19 protein-coding genes and 1 pseudogene are annotated in these 18,729 nt (G+C 36.0%); 3 read left to right on the top strand and 17 right to left on the bottom strand.

What is annotated here, in order from left to right; genetic code table 11:
- Positions 1-10 precede the first annotated feature (10 nt).
- From BN358_RS17640 to BN358_RS17630, 3 genes are read right to left on the bottom strand one after another with little or no spacing between them, the layout of a single operon-like run.
- On the bottom strand, positions 11-670 hold the full coding sequence (locus BN358_RS17640; protein WP_019229863.1) for a DUF6320 domain-containing protein: 660 nt from the start codon (positions 668-670) through the stop codon (positions 11-13).
- Positions 671-679: 9 nt separating this feature from the next.
- The gene (locus BN358_RS17635) at positions 680-1,951 is read right to left on the bottom strand and encodes a hypothetical protein (protein WP_019229862.1); all 1,272 of its coding nucleotides are present in this window, start codon (positions 1,949-1,951) and stop codon (positions 680-682) included.
- Positions 1,941-2,870: an alpha/beta hydrolase gene (locus BN358_RS17630; RefSeq protein ID WP_019229861.1), complete on the bottom strand. Its 930-nt coding sequence runs from the start codon at positions 2,868-2,870 to the stop codon at positions 1,941-1,943. The genes BN358_RS17635 and BN358_RS17630 overlap by 11 nt, the downstream gene beginning before the upstream one ends.
- A 184-nt stretch (positions 2,871-3,054) precedes the next feature.
- Between BN358_RS17630 and rd the strand changes: the two genes are divergently transcribed.
- A complete protein-coding gene (rd, locus tag BN358_RS24765) occupies positions 3,055-3,213 on the top strand; it encodes a rubredoxin (RefSeq protein ID WP_019229860.1) in 159 nt (52 codons plus the stop codon).
- 36 nt (positions 3,214-3,249) lie between these two features.
- On the opposite strand, the gene BN358_RS17625 is transcribed toward rd, so the two are convergent.
- The 12 genes from BN358_RS17625 to hcp form a co-directional block, all read right to left on the bottom strand.
- Entirely contained in the window at positions 3,250-4,086 is an 837-nt protein-coding gene (locus tag BN358_RS17625; RefSeq protein ID WP_019229859.1) for a pirin family protein, read from the bottom strand.
- An 87-nt stretch (positions 4,087-4,173) separates the two neighbouring features.
- Positions 4,174-5,250: a tRNA 2-thiouridine(34) synthase MnmA gene (gene mnmA, locus BN358_RS17620; protein WP_019229858.1), complete on the bottom strand. Its 1,077-nt coding sequence runs from the start codon at positions 5,248-5,250 to the stop codon at positions 4,174-4,176.
- A 91-nt stretch (positions 5,251-5,341) separates the two neighbouring features.
- Positions 5,342-6,100 carry a twin-arginine translocase subunit TatC gene (gene tatC, locus BN358_RS17615; protein WP_019229857.1) on the bottom strand — a complete coding sequence of 253 codons (759 nt, stop codon included), beginning with the start codon at positions 6,098-6,100 and terminating at the stop codon, positions 5,342-5,344.
- A gap of 87 nt (positions 6,101-6,187) precedes the next feature.
- Positions 6,188-7,102 carry a ketopantoate reductase family protein gene (locus BN358_RS17610; RefSeq protein WP_019229856.1) on the bottom strand — a complete coding sequence of 305 codons (915 nt, stop codon included), beginning with the start codon at positions 7,100-7,102 and terminating at the stop codon, positions 6,188-6,190.
- A gap of 147 nt (positions 7,103-7,249) precedes the next feature.
- The gene (gene speE, locus BN358_RS17605; RefSeq protein ID WP_019229855.1) at positions 7,250-8,101 is read right to left on the bottom strand and encodes a polyamine aminopropyltransferase; all 852 of its coding nucleotides are present in this window, start codon (positions 8,099-8,101) and stop codon (positions 7,250-7,252) included.
- The gene (speD, locus tag BN358_RS17600; protein ID WP_198018516.1) at positions 8,102-8,938 is read right to left on the bottom strand and encodes an adenosylmethionine decarboxylase; all 837 of its coding nucleotides are present in this window, start codon (positions 8,936-8,938) and stop codon (positions 8,102-8,104) included.
- 175 nt (positions 8,939-9,113) lie between these two features.
- Complete coding sequence (locus BN358_RS17595) at positions 9,114-10,289, bottom strand: anaerobic nitric oxide reductase flavorubredoxin (RefSeq protein ID WP_019229853.1); 1,176 nt, start codon at positions 10,287-10,289, stop codon at positions 9,114-9,116.
- A 154-nt stretch (positions 10,290-10,443) separates the two neighbouring features.
- Positions 10,444-10,788, bottom strand: coding sequence for a cupin domain-containing protein (locus BN358_RS17590; protein WP_019229852.1), 345 nt, complete (start codon positions 10,786-10,788; stop codon positions 10,444-10,446).
- Between the two features lie 52 nt (positions 10,789-10,840).
- Positions 10,841-11,398 (bottom strand): hemerythrin domain-containing protein, encoded by a 558-nt coding sequence (locus BN358_RS17585; RefSeq protein WP_019229851.1) that lies wholly within the window; start codon positions 11,396-11,398, stop codon positions 10,841-10,843.
- Between the two features lie 2 nt (positions 11,399-11,400).
- Positions 11,401-12,006: a hypothetical protein gene (locus BN358_RS17580; RefSeq protein ID WP_019229850.1), complete on the bottom strand. Its 606-nt coding sequence runs from the start codon at positions 12,004-12,006 to the stop codon at positions 11,401-11,403.
- A gap of 61 nt (positions 12,007-12,067) precedes the next feature.
- Positions 12,068-12,274 (bottom strand): DUF1858 domain-containing protein, encoded by a 207-nt coding sequence (locus BN358_RS17575; RefSeq protein WP_019229849.1) that lies wholly within the window; start codon positions 12,272-12,274, stop codon positions 12,068-12,070.
- A 92-nt stretch (positions 12,275-12,366) separates the two neighbouring features.
- A complete protein-coding gene (gene hcp / locus BN358_RS17570; protein WP_019229848.1) occupies positions 12,367-14,004 on the bottom strand; it encodes a hydroxylamine reductase in 1,638 nt (545 codons plus the stop codon).
- Between the two features lie 247 nt (positions 14,005-14,251).
- Between hcp and BN358_RS17565 the strand changes: the two are divergent.
- A pseudogene (locus BN358_RS17565) lies at positions 14,252-14,525 on the top strand (GNAT family N-acetyltransferase).
- Between the two features lie 64 nt (positions 14,526-14,589).
- Here the strand turns inward: BN358_RS17565 and BN358_RS17560 are convergent.
- On the bottom strand, positions 14,590-15,174 hold the full coding sequence (locus BN358_RS17560; RefSeq protein WP_019229846.1) for a glutathione peroxidase: 585 nt from the start codon (positions 15,172-15,174) through the stop codon (positions 14,590-14,592).
- A gap of 215 nt (positions 15,175-15,389) precedes the next feature.
- On the opposite strand from BN358_RS17560, the gene BN358_RS17555 reads away from it, so the two are divergent.
- Complete coding sequence (locus BN358_RS17555; protein ID WP_019229845.1) at positions 15,390-16,991, top strand: amidohydrolase; 1,602 nt, start codon at positions 15,390-15,392, stop codon at positions 16,989-16,991.
- Positions 16,992-17,027: 36 nt separating this feature from the next.
- Here BN358_RS17555 and BN358_RS17550 read toward each other — a convergent pair.
- On the bottom strand, positions 17,028-18,729 hold a 1,702-nt coding region (locus BN358_RS17550; RefSeq protein WP_019229844.1), incomplete at its 5' end, for an ABC transporter ATP-binding protein.

The raw sequence follows: 18,729 nt of genomic DNA, 5'->3' as shown, positions 1-18,729 counted from the left end.
AATTCTTAATTTACATGTGAAGGCGTCTTTTTATTTCAGCACGCAATTTCTGTTCCTCGAATATGAGTATTGTAGACAGGGAAATTATGCTTGTCACTATGCACAACAGCGAAGGAAACAATGATTTTACCAGCCCCATCAATATGAATATAACCGGTATTATTCCGAACAATCCATCAATTATTATGTAAAGGATGTAATCTTCAACATGAAGATTTCTGACCTTTGAAATGATTGCCATTGATATTATGGCAAACACGCATACAAGAGGAATAACATATGTTATGGACCATCCTCTCCATCCGGTTATCAAATCCCACAAAATTGTTATTACAGAAATAATCATTACCTGGTATACAAGATTCTTCGGAATGTTGTTTCTTTTGTTTATGGCTGTAATCAGGCTGGCCCATACTGACCCCAGGCCTCCCAGCACGAACAATGACCATGCTCCCCTTTGAGGAAAAAGAATATTAAATGCTACAGACACTGTGGCTATGACTATTGAAGCAAGCAGCATTATTTTAAAGAACAACCCATGTTCTCTGTATACAAACGATATGGTTGGAAATACTTCATCATTGGGGTCGCCCTTTATTGCTTCCTGACAAAGAGGGCAATATTTTCGATTTCCCACTACATTTACTTTACAGTTATTACAATATTTCATAAAGCACTCCTATTCTTCATCAACTTTGTTGGATGCTATGTCAACGGGTATACCCATGTCAGTAAGTGTTTTAAAAAACCGCCTTTGAATTTCCGTGCTAACGAAAGCAGAAGTAAAACTTATTCTCAATATGTTTTCGTAGGAGCATACACAAGCCTGAAGCTTGTTTGTGCTTACAAAAATATCAAAGGATGAAATGAATGGCTTTATTTCATCAGGCATGTTTACCTTTCCCACATTTGACAATGTTGAAGTATAGCTTCTGTCAACAAAGCTGTTGGCAATTTTAAGAAAAAAGTCCTTTACTGACAAAGGGATGGCTCTCAATAAATAATTGTGTTCAAGTGAAGCCAAAGAGTTTATCCTTCTTCCAAGGTGTTCCGGAGTCAAGTTTTCCCTGAAACTGTTTTTTAAAGCTTCTATAACTTCCTCTATTTCGTTGCTCCCCCTCGAAAAATTATAATCAACATTTATTACCCCGAAGAAATTTCTGGCTGTCTGGGAATAATAATAATTTCTCAGGTTTACAGGTATGCTTAAAACAACAGGTCTTTTCTTTAGTCTTGCAGGGATTTCATCGTTGATTGCAATCATTAATATTGCAGCTAAAAATATGGTAAGAGATGTGTTGTATTCCTTTACCTTTGTAAGTATTGAATCAACAGGAATAACACCTTCTATAATTCGTATTCTGTATTCAGGCAGCTTCAAACCCCTTATTCTAAAAGCCTTCTGACTTTTTTTGCCATTAGATGTACTTGTCTTGGAATAATATTTTTGAAAGCTGTCGTCCATTTTCTGCGTTCTAGAAGCATCGCTCAACAATACAGGAACATGTTCCTTAAATTGGCCTTCGTGCTTTATTGTTATGTAATGAAAAACAAGAGTTTTGAAAAACTGCAGCGCACCGGCGCCGTCAGACAATGCGTGATATACCTCAAAGCTTATGCGTTTTTTAAAGTACATAACCCTGAAAAGAAGCGTCTTGTTGTTTTTATCGTACAATGTCGAGCACGGAGGAAGATTTTCCTCAGTTACAACTGCCTTGAAGTGGCTTTTTTCAAAATAATACCAGAACAAGCCGCTCTTTATTATGGACTTGTAAAGAGGAAATGTTTCAATTGTAATGTCAAGAGCGCTCTGAAGTGCATTTTTGTCAACATTTTCATACAGTTCACATGCAAATCTGAACACCTTTGTATCGCTGTTTTTGCTGTTTGGGGGAAATATTTTGGCAGCATTGTCCAGCTTGCTCCATTCTGATACTCTTTTATTCTTCAACGTTTCTCACCTCATCTAAAAAACGGTTTATTATTTCATAGCAAATCTTCACCTGCGGAAAGCTTGGAGGAAGAGCAAAAAATCCGTGGAGGGCATCCTTGATTCGGAATATTTCAACTTTATTTCCGGCAGCTCGAAGTTTCCTTCCGTATTCCTCTCCTTCATCTCTGAGAGGGCAAAATTCAGCCGTTATTATAAGCGTTTCAGGCTGATCTGACAAATCATCTGCAAGGAGTGGAGCAAAATAAGGATTTGAATAATCGCTGTAATTTGATTTATATAATTCCATGTAATCACATACTCTTTTGGATGTGAGAAGGTAATCAGTTCCGTTTAAATGAACAGACTGAAATGGTGATGTTTCGCTGTGGTCATTGTAAGTGGAAGGATATATCAATATCTGCTTTTTAATGCTGAATTCCTTCCTTTCCCTGGCCATGAGGGACAATGCAGCAGCTAAGTTGCCTCCTGCGCTGTCTCCTATTATGGTGATTTCTTTAAAATTGTTTTCTTCCTTAGTTATAAAGGCCTTCGCTGCCTGATAACAGTCTTCCAGCCCGGCCGGAAACGGATGTTCAGGAGCAAGCCTGTAATCCACTGAAACGACGTTGTGATTTGTTATTCTTGCCATATTGGCGCACACTTTGCTGTAAGAATCTATGTTTCCTGTAACCCATCCTCCTCCGTGAAAAAAAAGAAGCATGGGATAATCTCCTTCCTTTTCAGGAGAAAAAATTCTCACAGGTATGCTGTGATTTTCAGAATCAACCTCGCAGTCCCATGTCTTGAAGAACGGCTTAAGGTAGTGCCTGTGAGTAATATTTACAAAATTTCGCTGAAGCTCATAATTTTTTTTAACATCTATGTCTTTGTAGGACAATGCCTTAAGGGCAGCTCTTACAACCTTATTTATTGCCATAATTACCTCATATTATTATTTTACATCATTATATATATAAAAATAATAGGTGTCTACATTTCTTTTAAAATTTGATAAAGCAGTCTCATTACTTATATGGAGAAAATCATTTCCTTTTTTGGTTGACTTTTGTTTATAATATATTAAAATAATAAGTGAACAAAATATAATTTAGGAGGAAACTATGCAAAAATACGTATGCGACGCTTGTGGTTATGTTTATGATCCAGCCGAAGGAGATCCGGACAACGGAATCGCTCCTGGAACATCTTTTGATGCTTTGCCGGATGATTGGGTTTGCCCATTGTGCGGTGTTGGCAAAGATATGTTTTCACCAGAATAAAATATTTGTTTATAAAGATGGCATAAGCCATCTTTATTAATGTGTTATGAATGTTCCTTCTTCAAGCGCCTTGAAAGCTTGGTTAAGCTGTTCTCTTGTGTTCATTACAATAGGGCCTCCCCATGCTACAGGTTCTTTTAGAGGCTTTGCTGCATGCAGGAAAAATCTTATTTCACTGTCAGAAGTCTTTACTTTAAACTCATCACCTTCACCAAATAACAGTGCTCTCCTGCTTTTAACAAGTTCTTCTGATGTGCCGAAAAAGCCTTCGCCCTCGACTATATATACAAACAAAGTATTTTCCTTGTCAATCTTCAAATTCCATACAGCATTTGGTTTCAAAGAAACATCAAGATAAAGCATTTTTACATAATTGCCAAATACAGTGCTAGTATTTTTCTTATAATCACCTGAAATTACCCTTATTTCTGCATTGTTTTCATGAACAACCGGCACCATGTCATTTGTAATGTCACAGTAAGCAGGTTCCGTCATTTTATCCTTTGCAGGAAGATTAAGCCATAGCTGAGTGCCAAGCATTCTGTCTGATGCCTGGGGCATTTCCTGATGCATTATTCCTCTTCCTGCAGTCATCCATTGACAGCATCCATCCTTTATGCTCCCCTTGTTCCCCAGGCTGTCACCATGTTCTATATCTCCATTTATAAGATATGTTATAGTCTCAATTCCTCTGTGGGGATGCCACGGAAATCCTTTGATGTAATCCTCCGGATTTGTTGAATCAAATGCATCAAGCATCAAAAACGGATCAAAATCCTCAACGTCCTTATGTCCTATTACCCTTACCAATCTTACTCCTGCACCGTCAACAGCTCTGGCTCCTTCAACGGTCTTTTTAATCTCCCTTATCATGTCTCCTCCAAATTCTTCATTTTTATAAATGATACCCAATTACTGTGCAGATAAACAAAAACAGCATGCTATGCATGCTGTCGATTGTTAAATTATTGTTCCGCCGCCTATTACAATATCTCCATCATAAAAAACAGCTGCCTGTCCGGGAGTTATTGCTCTTTGTTTATCTTTGAACTCCACAAGCATTTTATCATCATCAACAGGATGAAGAGTAGCCTCAGTTTCCTTTTGGCTGTACCTTGTCTTCACCATTGCTTTCATTGGTGCAGTGAGTTTTTCAAGAGCAATCATGTTAATGTCTGAAGCCGTCAACCTGTTTGAATACAAGTCTTTTTCGTCTCCAATTGTAACAGTGTTCATATTCTTGTTTTTGCTTACTACATAAGCAGGTTTTCCGAAAGCAACCCCAAGACCCTTTCTTTGTCCAACGGTGTAATGGATGATGCCCTGGTGCTGTCCAATAACCTTACCTTCCGTGTCAACGAAATTTCCACGTGGGGATTCAACACCCATTATATTTTCAAGAAATCCGGCATAATCTCCGTCTTTAACAAAGCATATGTCCTGGCTGTCAGGCTTCCTTGCGTTAATAAGATCTCTTTCTTCAGCAATTTTGCGAACGTCTGTTTTGTACATTCCACCAAGTGGCAAAAGCGTCCTGGACAAATCATGCTGAGAAAGAACGTAAAGGACGTAGCTTTGGTCCTTTGAAGCATCAACGGCTTTTTTAAGCAAATATCTTCCGCTTCCTTTGTCCAGTTCAATTTGTGCGTAATGACCAGTTGCTATATAATCTTTTTCCATTAAAATTGCTCTTTGGATAAGTTTTGAAAACTTTATATATCTATTGCAGTCTATGCACGGATTAGGCGTGTTTCCCATTTCATAGCTATGAGCAAACTTATGCATAACTTCTTCCTTGAATTTTTCTCCGAAGTTAAAAACAAAATGCTCTATACCTATTTTGTAGCATACCCTTCTTGCATCCTCCACATCCTCTAAGGAGCAGCAAGTTCTTGTTCTGCATGAGGTTTCTACATCTTCATTTGAAAAGAGTTTTAACGTAGCACCGCATATGTCGTAACCCTGGTCCCTCAAAAGTACTGCGGCAACTGAGCTGTCAACCCCGCCGCTCATGGCAACCATTACTTTTTTATTCATTAATATCTCCTATTCTAAAAAACAGGACATTTCTGTCCTGTTTAAAAGTTCTTTATTACATTATATAGCTGTATGTTTTTAATGTCAATTGTTAATCTTCCACTTTGTCTTCTGCCTTCTTCTTGTTGGTTTTTTCAACCAATGTGGAGAGAATTATTCCAACTTCAAACAAAAGAAGCATTGGTGCTGCCAAAAGCGTCTGGGTTATTACATCAGGAGGCGTTAATATTGCAGCTATTACAAATATGGCCAGAATGAAATATTTTCTGTTCTGTTTGAGGAAATAAACTTTAACTATTCTGAATTTTGTCAGAATTACCATTATTATTGGAAGCTCAAATATCAGTCCAAAGGACAACAATGTTCTTATGACAAAACTTAGGTAATTTTCAAAGCTTATCATTTCCTGAATCTCTTCAATCTGGAAACCCATGAAGAATCTGAGCATTATAGGCATAACGACCATGTAGGAAAATACAATTCCGACTATAAAAAATATTCCGCCTACAAACAATGAAACGGCAATTGTTGTTTTTTCTGTTTTCTTAAGCCCCGGGCTTATAAACAGCCACAACTGAAGAACCAGAAATGGTGCTGCTATAACAAATCCGCCTATTACAGCTATTTTCACATATGACATCAGAAGTTCTGCAGGTGCTATAAAGACAAATTGAATTTCAGGAACTATTCCTATTATATCCTTGACTACAGACTCAGAAAAATTATAGCATCCTAAAATAGCAACCAAAAGCACTATGCTTGAATAAACAAGCCTTTTTCTCAATTCAGTCAGATGTCCGACCAGTGTTAAATTCTTTACATCTTCTACTTTTTCTTTTCTTCTTATCATAATTTACCTTCAAGTTAAGCTTGTATTTGCATAAAATATATTTTACCTTTCCAATCTATGTTTGTCAACAAAATATCATTTTTATTATTAGTATAATTCTTCCAGCGACTTAATTATGCAGTACAAAACATAATTGACCGGTGTTGGAATGTTAAGTTTTTTCCCTAGTTCAACAACTGTTCCTGCAAAATAATCAACTTCAGTCTTGCGCCTTGCTTCCACATCCTGTAACATGGATGTCCTTCCTGAAGGAGAAAAATTATTCATTAATGTTACAAAATCTTCTACGTCTTCTTCCCGAAGGTCAATGTTTGAAGCTTTGGCTATTGAAAGAACCTCCATCATGGCTTCTCTGAAAAGAGTAAGGTTTGTACCTATTTTTGTCACTTTGCCGTAAGGGGCTCTTGTAACAGCCGTTACCTGATTCACTCCGACATTCAGCATGAACTTTTTCCATATCATTCTGATCATGTCCGGAAATACTATGCTTTTAATTCCGGAATCGTTGAAGCATTCCTGCACTGCCTTTACTTCAGGAGACAATACTGTGTTGTCGGCTTCACCAAAATGAATTTCACCGTCTTCTGTGTTTATAACTCCATTTTCAACTCTTTGGGCATCAATTTTCATGGACAGTCCATAAAGCACTTTGTTGTTTGGATATGCTGCATGAATTCTGGTTCTTGCAGTCACGCCGTTTAAAAATGTAATTAAAATAGTGTTGTCATCAACAAAACTTCTAACATCTTCTATGGCTTCTTCAAGCTGATAATTTTTTACGCAGAATATTATGAGATCAAATTTTACATCAAGATCTCCATTTGACAGTACATTTGTGTGAAATGTTTTTCCGTTTAAGGTGAACCCTTGTTTAAGCAGTCTTTCTTTTCGTGAAGCATCAGATATAACGGCAAAATTATTGCCAAAGTGATTGTTAAGTATATTGCCGTATACAGTTCCTACGGCTCCCATTCCTATTAAAGCAACATTTTCAATCTTCATATTAAACTCCCTTTGCTGATATTTAATATATTATAATCAAATCAGCAACATATGGCAATCGTTTTAAGATTAATTAAAAATTTAACTTTCTCTATAAATATTAAAGCAGCGAACACTTCAATCAAATGAAAGTTCGCTGCCAAATAGCTATATATTTTGTTCAAGCATTTCAAGCACGTAGTTTGGAAGTGCAAATGCTCCTTTGTGAAGAGCACTGTTGTAGTACTTTGTTTTTAACCCAAGCTTGTTCCATGCTTCTTCATCCATATGGTTTATGGGGTCATACTTCTTTGAAGCAAACCCAAACAGCCAGTGACCTGAACCATAAGTAGGGATATGTGCCTGGTATACTTTAGCAACAGGGAACACCTTCTTGATTTTTTCATGAGCACGCTGCATTGCTGCTGCTTCCCTTGCATAGTATGGGCTTTCATGCTGATTCACAAGAATTCCGTCTTCTTTCAGAGCCTTGAAGCAATTTTCGTAAAAATCGACTGTAAAAAGTTCCATTCCCGGGCCAACAGGATCTGTTGAATCCACAATTATCAGATCATATTCGTTTTCTTTGGTCTTTACAAACTTCAAACCATCCTCAAAATATAAATTGACTTTTTCATGGCTCAATTTGCATGCTGTTTGTGGAATATGGTCCACACACACATCAACAACCATTTTGTCGATTTCAACCATGTCTATTCTTTCAACCGTATTGTAGCGTGTGAGTTCCCTTACTGTTCCTCCGTCTCCTGCTCCGATTACAAGAATCTTTTTAATGTTTGGATTAACTGACATGGGTACATGTGTTATCATTTCATGATATACGAACTCGTCCTTTTCAGTAAGCATAATATATCCGTCTATAACCAGCACTTTCCCAAACTCCGGAGTTTGAAAAACATCAATTTTTTGAAAATCGCTCTGCACGCTTTCAAGCTGTTCATCCACCCTGATGGTGAATCTTACATCTTTAGTGTGCTCTTCTGTAAACCATAATTCCATTTATTTATCCTCCTGAAAAATATTCATTCCGCTGAAAATTTCAATCATTTCTTTCCTCAAGCTGTCTGAAATTTCAAGCCTTTTCTTAGGAGCAAGCTCATTGACATCCTTGTTAAAAAGATAGTTCTGCAAATCAATGTCCTTTATGAGCATCTTTGTATGAAATGTATTTGACTGAAACACATTTATATCTATGGCGTCATACTTTTTCAAAGTTTCCTTGTCTATATAATCCTGAATAGATTTTATATCGTGGTCTATGAAAAACTTTTTGCCCGAAACATCTCTTGTAAAACCTCTGACACGGTAATCTATTGTGATTATATCAGAATCAAAACTGTCAATAAGATAATCCAATGCATTAAGAGGTGAAATCTGCCCGCACGTAGAAACATCTATGTCAACTCGGAATGTTGATATGGCATTTTCAGGATGATGCTCCGGGTAAGAATGAACGGTTACATGACTTTTGTCCAAATGTGCATGTATTGTTTCATGCTCCAATTTTTTCTTGCATCCTATGATACCTTGGTTGCATGATTCATCTATTTCTTCCGGGGTCAATGCTCCTTCCGCAATCAGAATATTAACCGAAGCGCCTTGAGGATCATAGTCCTGCTTGGAAATATTCAGAATGTGTGCTCCTATAACATCCGTTACATTGCACAATATTTTCGTAAGCCTTTCAGAATTATATTGCTCATCAATATATTCTATATACTCCTTTTGTTCTCTCTCGCTTTTGGCATAGCAAACATCGTAAATGTTAAAGCTAAGAGATTTAGTAAGATTATTAAAGCCATACAATGCCAGCTTTTTTTCCAACCCTAACACCACTACCTTTCTTTTTCAATTTACCTAAAATATTCCAAAGAATAATATTCTTTAGAATTAATTATTACATTATAAACTATTGTTTTTAGTATAGCAATATTTTTGTTTATGCTAATTTAATCTCACTTACATTTTATACTGGATTTCCTTTATTTGCAAAAAAAACGTCCGAAGACGTTTATATGATGTTTTTCCCAAATTCCCTGCATCTTTCAAGTGAATCAGCATCCGGGCTCCAAAGTTCTTTTATTCCTTCAGAAACCACTTCAAATTTTGCTTCCTTAAGTTCATCATGGATGATTTTCACTGATTCGCCGCTCCAGCCGTAGGAGCCGAACGCTGCAGCCTTCTTTCCCGTAAACTTGAGGCCTTTAATCATCTCAAGAATACCTGCTGTTGCGGATAAAATACCATTATTTATTGTAGAGGAACCCACCAGAATCATTTTCGATTTGAAAATTTCCGTAATTATGTCGTTTTTATCCCTCTTTGCACAGTTATACAATTTAACATCCACAGATGGATCCTTTGCCCTTATTCCTTCAGCAATTGCTTCTGCCATTCTGCGGGTTGCATTCCACATTGTATCATAAATTATTGTAACTTGATTTTCGTGGTATGAATCAGCCCACTCCAAGTACTTTTCAGCAATCTGCAGAGGATTATCTCTCCATATTATCCCGTGGCTGGGGCAAATCATATTCACCGGGATTTTCATATTAAGCACTTCATTGATTTTAGCAGTTACAAACTTAGAAAAAGGTGTGAGGATATTTGCATAGTATTTTATGGCTTCATCATAAAGTTCATCCTGATCCACAAGATTGTTGTACATGAGCTCAGAAGCATAGTGCTGACCGAATGCATCGTTGCTGAACAGAATGTTTTCACCAGACATGTACGTCATCATTGAATCAGGCCAGTGAAGCATTCTTGCCTCCACAAACACAAGCTTGTTTTTTCCAATGTCCAGTGTATCCCCGGTTTTAACTTCAACAAAATTAAAATCCTTGTGGTGGAGCCCCTTGATTATTTTTGCTCCGTTTTTTGTGCAGTATACAGGAGTGTTAGGTATTTTCTTCATGAGTTCAAGAAGAGCACCTGCATGGTCAACTTCTGAATGATTCATGATTATGTAATCAATTTTGTCCAGCTCTATTTCTTTTTTAAGGTTATTAATAAATTCTTTTGCATATGGTTCCCATACGGTATCTATAAGCACTGTTTTTTCGTCTCTGATTAAATATGAATTGTATGATGAGCCTTTGTGTGTTGAATACTCATCGCCGTGGAAACGTTCAAGCTCCCAGTCGATTTTTCCGACCCAACTTACTGTATCAGTTATTTTAAACATTTTTCCTCCTATAGTTTCCAGGGACTGTCACATAAGTGATTATTATGTCATTCTGAGGGCTTTAGCCCGAAGAATCTCAGAATTTCAAAAGATGAGATCCTTCGCTAACGCTCAGGATGACACGAATACACTTAATGCAACAGCCCCATAATTTTTATCCTATTTCCTGAGCAAATTTTGTGTTGTTTGGTTTAGGAGTTAATGTGACAAAAATGGATAGGTCTTCTTCAACGCTTGGTATTCCAAAGGATTCCTTTCCCTTGGCAAGAACTGCCGAGCCTTTTTGGATCTTCTGCACTTCCTCTCCAACCTGCACTTCACCTTTTCCTTGAATAACAATAAATGTTAAAGCTGAATTTTCATGCTGATGTGTTGGAAGCGACTGACCGGGCTTTAAATTAAGAACAAAACTTAATACATCTTCATCTTCAAAAATAATTCTTTTAGTAAACTGATTGTCGTTAAAAACAATGCTGCTTTCTGTATTTCTATAATTCATGTTTTCCTCCAGATATTTTTTCTTATTATCTGCAATAAACATGAAATTATTTTTAAGCGTGGTATTTTTTCTCCAGATTTTCTAACATATCAATATAATGTTTCTGTATTCCTTGTTTTTCTGCTTCATTTTCAAATTCTTCAGACTTTTTGTTTATTTCTTCCATCACATCTGCAGGAAGATTGTTTTCTCCGAACTTGTATACTGCATCATTTTCTTTGTTTATGTGTCTCGTGAGAAGAGAAGCATATCCAATAGCGTTGCTTATTACATCAAGCTTGCTTTCTTCATCTCCGTTTTTAACTCTGTGAAGTGCTTCTGTAAGATCATTCATGTAAAGTCTTCCGTAATCATGCTCAACCAGCATTCCATGAGTGATTAGATTTTCTCCCAGCTTTCCAAGTTTAAGCTGCATTTCCTTGAAAAGAAACTTTTCTTCCTTTCCATGGTGATGGGCATCTGCATATTTCCTTACGAAATCAATCATGTTGTTGAAATCATCATAATTTATTTCGCCGCCATTTAAAATGTTCATGCATGCTTTGCGGACAACCTTTAGCATTCTGAGTATATTGTCATGTTCCTTTACCATTAATTCAACACTGTTCATTTTTACCTCCTGAAAATTTTACTTGTTGTTTCATCTATTTTCTCATAATTTAAATTTGCTTTTTCAACTAGTCCTTTTATGAATTCATCTCTCAATGAATAATATACGGCGATGTCTCCTTTTGCAGCTTCCCAGAATCTGCCGTGTACACATTCATATCTTTTCCAAACTGCTTCATTTTCATCCTGTGATATAACCCCTAGTGCGTGGTCGCAGGGCATTCCGTCAAGAAGTGTGTCATTTATTGATTTGAATGCTTCTTCAACTGATGAATTTTCATTTAATGCAGAAGCTTTCACTCCGTTGTTGTAGAAAATGTCCTTCAATGTTTTTATTGAATCTGAATCTTTATTGATTATTTGGGTTACTGAAATCGCCAGTTTGTTTTCCACCTTTATGATTTGATCCTGAAGCCAGCCATGAATGTTTGATGTGTCTATAACCTGATCAAGTTCTTTTAACTCTCCGTCACCAAACTCACTGTAGAGATCTTTTCTAAGATTTAATCCCTTTTCTTCTGATAAATCCAGTATTTCTTCAACTATTTTGTTTTGAATTTTAATTTTATTATACAGCCAAAAGTGTATTGGCCCTAAAAATGCGCTCATATTTCCTCCAATTTTTCCTATTTATAATAATGAGCATGAATTAATCATGCTCATCTGTTTATTATTCTGCTGATTTAAGGTAATTATTCAGCTGATTTAGTAAATCATCAACATTGAAACCGTGAACCATTGCTGCTTCTTCAATTGTTTCCATTTGTGAAGAAGGGCAGCCCAGGCAGTGCATGCCGGCGTTCATCAATATTTCTGCAAGTCCTCTGTCCATCTGAAGAACTTCGCCTATATACATTCCTTTTGTAACTTCTTTCATATGATATCTCCTTTGTTGGCAATTAATAATAATTTGCCCTAATTGGCTATTAATTATTAATTCTTCACTCTTAATTTTTAATTTTAATTTTATTAACCTAAAAATATTTTTAAATCGTCTTCAACAGTTCCTATTCCAGCTATTCCAAAAGTATCAACCAATACTTTTGCCACGTTTGGTGAAAGGAATGCAGGAAGTGTAGGTCCTAAATGAATGTTCTTAACTCCAAGGTACAACAGTGAAAGAAGAACTATAACTGCTTTTTGCTCATACCATGCAATGTTGTAAGCTATAGGAAGCTCATTTACATCGTCAAGTCCGAACACTTCTTTCAGTTTCAAAGCGATTAATGCCAATGAATATGAGTCATTGCACTGTCCAGCATCAAGAACTCTTGGAATTCCACCGATATCGCCTAAGTCTAACTTGTTGTACTTGTATTTAGCGCAGCCTGCTGTCAATATTACAGCATCCTTTGGAAGTGCCTGTGCAAATTCAGTGTAGTAATTTCTTGATTTTGCTCTTCCGTCACATCCTGCCATAACGAAGAACTTCTTGATTGCTCCTGATTTAACTGCATCAATAACCTTGTCAGCCAGTGCAAATACCTGTTCGTGAGCAAATCCTCCGATTATTTCTCCTGTTTCAATTTCTGTAGGTGCAGGGCATTTCTTTGCAAGTTCGATGATTTCTGAGAAATCCTTCTTGTCTCCTGAGAAACCTTCAAAGTGTTTGCATCCTGGATATCCGGCAGCTCCTGTTGTAAACAATCTGTCTTTGTAGCTGTCTTTAGGCGGTACAATACAGTTTGTTGTCATAAGAATTGGTCCGTTGAATGATTCGAATTCTTCTTTTTGTTTCCACCATGCATTTCCGTAGTTTCCTACTAAGTGTTTGTATTTTTTCAAATGTGGATAGTAGTGAGCAGGAAGCATTTCTGAATGTGTGTAAACATCAACCCCGGTGCCTTCAGTCTGAATCAAAAGTGCTTCAAGGTCTTTAAGGTCATGGCCTGAAACAAGGATTCCAGGGTTTGTTCCAACACCGATGTTTACCTTTGTAATTTCAGGGTTTCCGTATGTGCTTGTGTTAGCATTGTCCAAAAGTGCCATTCCGTTAACGCCGAATTTCCCTGTTTCCATTGTAAGTGCAACAAGTTCATCTGCTGTTAATGTATCGTCAAGGAGTTTAGCCAAAGTTTCCTGCATGAAGGCATTTACTGAAACATCATTGAATCCTAAAGCATTTGCATGCTTAACGTATGCTGACATACCTTTTAATCCGTAAGTGATGAGTTCTCTTAAGCTTCTTACATCTTCATTTTCAGTTGCAAGTACACCAACTGTCATTGCTTTTTTGTCAAATTCATTTTCATCTTCTGACGTCCATAAAGCAGCTTCGCTTAAGTTTTCTTTATTTGTTAATTTATTTAATAAGTCATTTTTAACTTTTATTGTCATTTTTACTCTGTCATAAAATACATCATCATCAAAGTTTGCATTTGTGATTGTTGTAAACAAGTTCAGTGTAATCAGGAAATCTACATCAGATTCAATTTCTTTTCCTTCTTTTCTGAGTCTTGTAGTTACTTCAGACAATCCTTTTGATGTATATATAAGTAGGTCTTGCATTCTTGCTGTTTCAGGTTTCTTTCCGCATACTCCGACTTTTGTGCAGCCTGTGCATCCGGCAGTTTCTTGACATTGATAACAAAACATTGCATTTTCCATTTTTTAATTCCTCCAGATTTTTTTAGTTTGTTTGTAGGTACATCATAAAATAAAACCAACACTTTTTCTGTAACATATGTTACCAATATAAAGTTTTTACCTTTACCACGATAATTTATACCCTGATTTATATACATTAATCTTTTTTATTACTACCAATAAAAATTATTAAGCTTAATGAAGCTTGACACCTGCAGAGTTTTAATGTATGTTTTATTTACTAATCAAATGAATATTGGAGGTATTTATGGAATTCAAACATGAAAAAAGCAGAATATTCCTTAACAATGAAGAAGGAAAAACAATTGCGGAAGTAACATTTCCGGAAACTTCTGATAACACTGTAGACATAAACCATACATTTGTGGATGGCTCTTTGAGAGGACAGGGCGTAGCAGATAAACTTCTGTCGGAACTAGCTCAGGAACTGAAAAGCAAAAAATAAAAAAGCGGTTGCAACCTGCTCTTACGCTGTGGGCTGGTTTGAAAAGCATCCTGAATATGAGGATTTGTTAAAATAAGACACGATTAAAAAGGCTTTGTTCATTCACAAAGCCTTTGTTTTTAATTCTTCATTCTTAATTGTTACAGGCAACCTTGTGAGAAATCAGGATGACACACAATTTCAACTTCTTCGCCGGATATTAACCTTGCAACATGTTGATCGATTTCTTCAGGAGTTATGTTTGGAGCAAATCTTCCTACAACTTCTCCATCCTTGTCAATTAAAAATTTTGTAAAGTTCCATCTGATATCATCATCTGCTATGCCCGGTGTGTACTGAGCAACTTTTTCATAAAAATCTAAAGTTTCCTTGTTTCTATATTCAACAGCTGCAGTCTTCAAATATTTATACAATGGTTCTTGATTTTCGCCATTAACTTCAATTTTTGAAAACTGTTTGAAATCAACTCCAAAGTTCAGCCTGCAAAAACCAACTATTTCTTCATTGGTTCCCGGTGCCTGACCTAAAAACTGATTGCTTGGAAAGTCGAGGATTTCAAAACCGTCATTTTTATATTTACCATATAGCTTTTCCAGTCCATCGTATTGCTTTGTAAAGCCACATCCTGTTGCACCGTTTACAACAAGCAATACTTTTCCTTCATATTCTGATAAAGATACTTCTTTATCTTCTGCATCTTTTACTTTAAAATCATATATTTTCATTTATTCCTCCTAAAATTTAAGTACATTTATTATGATTCTTATATACCCGTTTTCTTGACACTTAAGCAACAAATTTATATTTTATGATTCGACCTCTTCAACATCGTTGAAACAGTACTAAATTTCTGTTATACTGAATTTATATGGAAAACATTTGACTGAAGATTTCTGCAGTGTTTATTATAAATGCAAAATTTCTATAAGGAGATGATATTTTGAAAACAATTTTGAAAAACGGAAAGTTTTATGTAGAAAAAAATGTTTTTAAAGAAGCAGTGCTGATTGAAAACGACATTATTAAACAAGTAGGCTCAGATGAAGAAATACTTAAAAACAGTGCAGACAAAATAATTGATCTTGATGGCAAGACTGTAATTCCTGGTTTAAACGACAGCCACATGCATATTTCACTTGTTGGAGATGCTATGACTTCATGCAATTTGACATCTGCAAAATCAATTGATGAAATAATTGATATAGGTAAAAACTTCATCCGTTCAAATCCTGGTCTCAAGGCACTCAAGGGAAGAGGATGGAATCAGGATAATTTTCAAGAAGGAGAAAAACGAAATTTAAACCGTTTTGACCTTGATAAAATTTCAACTGACATTCCGGTTGTGTTCGAAAGAGTTTGCAGCCATATAGTATCAGGCAACACAAAAGCATTGGAAGTTCTTGGAGTTGATGAAAACACATATGTTGACGGTGGAGTCATTGAACTTGGACCTGACGGCAAACCAAACGGAGTGTTCAACGAAAATGCAACACGTTTAATTAAGGAGGCAATTCCTAAAAAAGAAATTCAAGACAGAGAAAATGAATTTTTGAAAGCTGTGTCTTATGCAGTAAGCATGGGGCTAACATCCATTCAATCCTGTGACATAATGGAATCAGACTTTCAAAATATGTTTGACTTAATCAGCAGCATATATAAAAATAAAAAAACGATACTCAGGTACAGTCATCAGTTTAATTTTCAGAAAATTGAGGACTTTGAAAAATATTTGAATACAGAATTTAAAACAGGCGTATATGATGAAACATACCTTTCCAGAGGTGCCTTGAAGCTTTTCAAGGATGGTTCCTTGGGTGGAAGAACAGCATTGATGATAAATCCATACTTTGATGCTCCTGACACTAAGGGAGTTGCAGCTTTAAGTGATGAGCAGCTTCAAAGTTTGTGTGATTTAGCTTCAAAAAACAACATAAGGGTAGTAACCCACGCCATAGGAGACGGTGCAGTTGAAAGCGTCATAAATGCATATGAGAAAACAATGAAAGGCTTGAAAAATCCACTTCGCCACGGCATTGTTCACTGCCAGATTACAAGCATGGAACAGCTTAGAAGAATTGCAAATCTTAACATACCTGTAATGTACCAGCCTATATTTTTGGATTGTGACTTGAAAGTTGTTGCATCAAGAGTCGGGAAAGAATTGGCCTCCACATCATATGCCTTTAACACACTTAAAAATCTTGGAGCAGTAATAAGTTTCGGAACAGACTCTCCTGTTGAAGATTTAAATCCATTCAACAACATCTACTGTGCAGTAACAAGACAGGGAATGGACTTGAAACCTGAGGGAGGATTTAATCCGGTTGAAAAAATGGACGTTTATGATTGTGTTGATGCATATACTATTGGCAGTGCATTTAATGAATTCAAGGAATTTTCAAAAGGAAGAATCAAGGAAGGCTTTCTTGCCGATCTGGTTGTTATAGACAGAGACATTTTCACTGTAGAACACAATGAAATAAAAGATATAAGAGCAGAAAAAACAATGATAGGCGGAGAATTTGTATTTGAAAGAAATTAATAAGCATAAAAATAAAGCATCCCAGATGCTTTATTTTTATGTCCATGTTAGATTTTCTAGCTTCATATGATTTTTGTACCACTGATCATTTTTTAGAAGCATTTCAGGTGTTCCAATATTTTTTACTCTTCCTGCTTCAAGTATTACAATTTTGTCTGATGCTGCCATTGATGACAGGCGGTGGGATATTGTGAGTATTGTTCTGTTTTCACATGCTTTTTCAAGAACAGAAACTATTTTTTCTTCAGTTACCTGATCAAGATTTGCCGTAATTTCATCAAGTATCAATATGGGAGGATTGTTTACCAGTGCTCTTGCTATAGACAAAAGCTGTCTTTGGCCCTGGGAAAAAATATTTTCATTTTGAACAATAGTGCTGCATCCCTGTTCGAATCCCTCTACATATTCCAGTAATCCTACCATGTTCAAGGCATTTTTTATCTGATCCATTGTAATGTCACAATCTCCAAGGCTTACCTGATCTGCAACAGTTCCCTTTATCATATGGAAGTTCTGCTCAACATAACCAAATATTTTCCTCTTGTCCTTGTTTTGTATTTGAAAAACATCTGTTCCATTAATTGTGATACTTCCTTCAGTAGGTTTCAACAGCCCTACAATCAGCTTAAAAAGAGTTGATTTTCCAACCCCCGTTCTTCCAGTGAATGTTACTTTTTCACATGGATTAATTTGAAAGTTAATGTCTTTTAAAACTTCATTTCCTTTATCATAGGCAAATGATACATTGTTGAATCTTATATCAACGTTGTTTATATCAAAATTAAATATTTCTTTTGTTTCTTTTATGTCTTCCTCTTCACTTAAAAATTCATCCACCCTTTTAACGCCGGACAATGATTTTTGTATGCTTTGAAGCTCCATTCCCAGATTTTCCACAGGTGTGAACAGACTGGATATTAAATCTATGCTTGCTGCTGCCATACCTACGGAAATACCTAGATAATCAAGTTCCTTAGAACACATAACTGCAATAAAAGCAATAACTGCAGCACGGATTATCCTAATTATTGGTGAAAATATTGAATCATAAAAGTTTACCTTTTCCACGGTTTCATAATTGTTTTCAAGTATTAAGCCATACTTGCCTTCCATGTAACTTTCTTTGAAAAATGACTTTATCATGAAGATGTTTTTGAAGCTTTCAGCAATATGGTTGTTGACTTCCCCCACCTGTATCCTGTTTTCAATTTGAGCCCCAAGCATTTTCTTTTGAAAAAATCTAGTTATAAAATAAATTACCGGCAACAGCATTAGGGCTATTATTCCAAGGCCTTTGCTTAAATAAAAAACAGAAATTAGCACTCCTATTATTTTAAGCAAATCTATAGCCATTCCGGCTATTCCTGAAGTAAACATTGAACTTACAGCATCCACATCATTTATTAATCTAGAAGATATTTGTCCTGATTCATTTTTTGAAAAATAAGAAGCACTGATTTTTTCAAGTTTTTCCATCATCAAGAGACGAATATCCATGGTTATATTCTGACCCAACACTGTAAGAACTGCTTCCCTAAAAAAATTAACAACACCTGTTGCAAAAATAACCATTAAATAAATAACCGCCGTAAAAATAAGTTTGTCCTCAGTTTTCAGCGTAAAATTGTAATCTATCAATTTTTTCATCAGCAAAGGAGGAACGACATTTAAAATTGTTGCAGCAGCAACAAGTAACAAAAGCAATGCAATGTAAATTTTGTTTTTCTTTGCAGTGATA

This window comes from Sedimentibacter sp. B4 (genome assembly GCF_000309315.1).
Taxonomy (GTDB): Bacteria; Bacillota; Clostridia; order Tissierellales; family Sedimentibacteraceae; genus Sedimentibacter; species Sedimentibacter saalensis.
The sequence above is the reverse complement of the archived record's forward strand: the minus strand, read 5'-3'. Positions and strand labels throughout refer to the sequence as shown.

Bases quoted from the DNA above. Each gene is read 5' to 3' on its own strand.
- BN358_RS17640 (WP_019229863.1), bottom strand. From the start codon at position 670: ATGAAATATTGTAATAACTGTAAAGTAAATGTAGTGGGAAATCGAAAA.
- BN358_RS17630 (WP_019229861.1), bottom strand. From the start codon at position 2,870: ATGGCAATAAATAAGGTTGTAAGAGCTGCCCTTAAGGCATTGTCCTAC.
- rd (WP_019229860.1), top strand. From the start codon at position 3,055: ATGCAAAAATACGTATGCGACGCTTGTGGTTATGTTTATGATCCAGCC.
- BN358_RS17625 (WP_019229859.1), bottom strand. From the start codon at position 4,086: ATGATAAGGGAGATTAAAAAGACCGTTGAAGGAGCCAGAGCTGTTGAC.
- mnmA (WP_019229858.1), bottom strand. From the start codon at position 5,250: ATGAATAAAAAAGTAATGGTTGCCATGAGCGGCGGGGTTGACAGCTCA.
- tatC (WP_019229857.1), bottom strand. From the start codon at position 6,100: ATGATAAGAAGAAAAGAAAAAGTAGAAGATGTAAAGAATTTAACACTG.
- BN358_RS17610 (WP_019229856.1), bottom strand. From the start codon at position 7,102: ATGAAGATTGAAAATGTTGCTTTAATAGGAATGGGAGCCGTAGGAACT.
- speE (WP_019229855.1), bottom strand. From the start codon at position 8,101: ATGGAATTATGGTTTACAGAAGAGCACACTAAAGATGTAAGATTCACC.
- BN358_RS17595 (WP_019229853.1), bottom strand. From the start codon at position 10,289: ATGTTTAAAATAACTGATACAGTAAGTTGGGTCGGAAAAATCGACTGG.
- BN358_RS17590 (WP_019229852.1), bottom strand. From the start codon at position 10,788: ATGAATTATAGAAATACAGAAAGCAGCATTGTTTTTAACGACAATCAG.
- BN358_RS17585 (WP_019229851.1), bottom strand. From the start codon at position 11,398: ATGAACAGTGTTGAATTAATGGTAAAGGAACATGACAATATACTCAGA.
- BN358_RS17580 (WP_019229850.1), bottom strand. From the start codon at position 12,006: ATGAGCGCATTTTTAGGGCCAATACACTTTTGGCTGTATAATAAAATT.
- BN358_RS17575 (WP_019229849.1), bottom strand. From the start codon at position 12,274: ATGAAAGAAGTTACAAAAGGAATGTATATAGGCGAAGTTCTTCAGATG.
- hcp (WP_019229848.1), bottom strand. From the start codon at position 14,004: ATGGAAAATGCAATGTTTTGTTATCAATGTCAAGAAACTGCCGGATGC.
- BN358_RS17560 (WP_019229846.1), bottom strand. From the start codon at position 15,174: ATGAAAATATATGATTTTAAAGTAAAAGATGCAGAAGATAAAGAAGTA.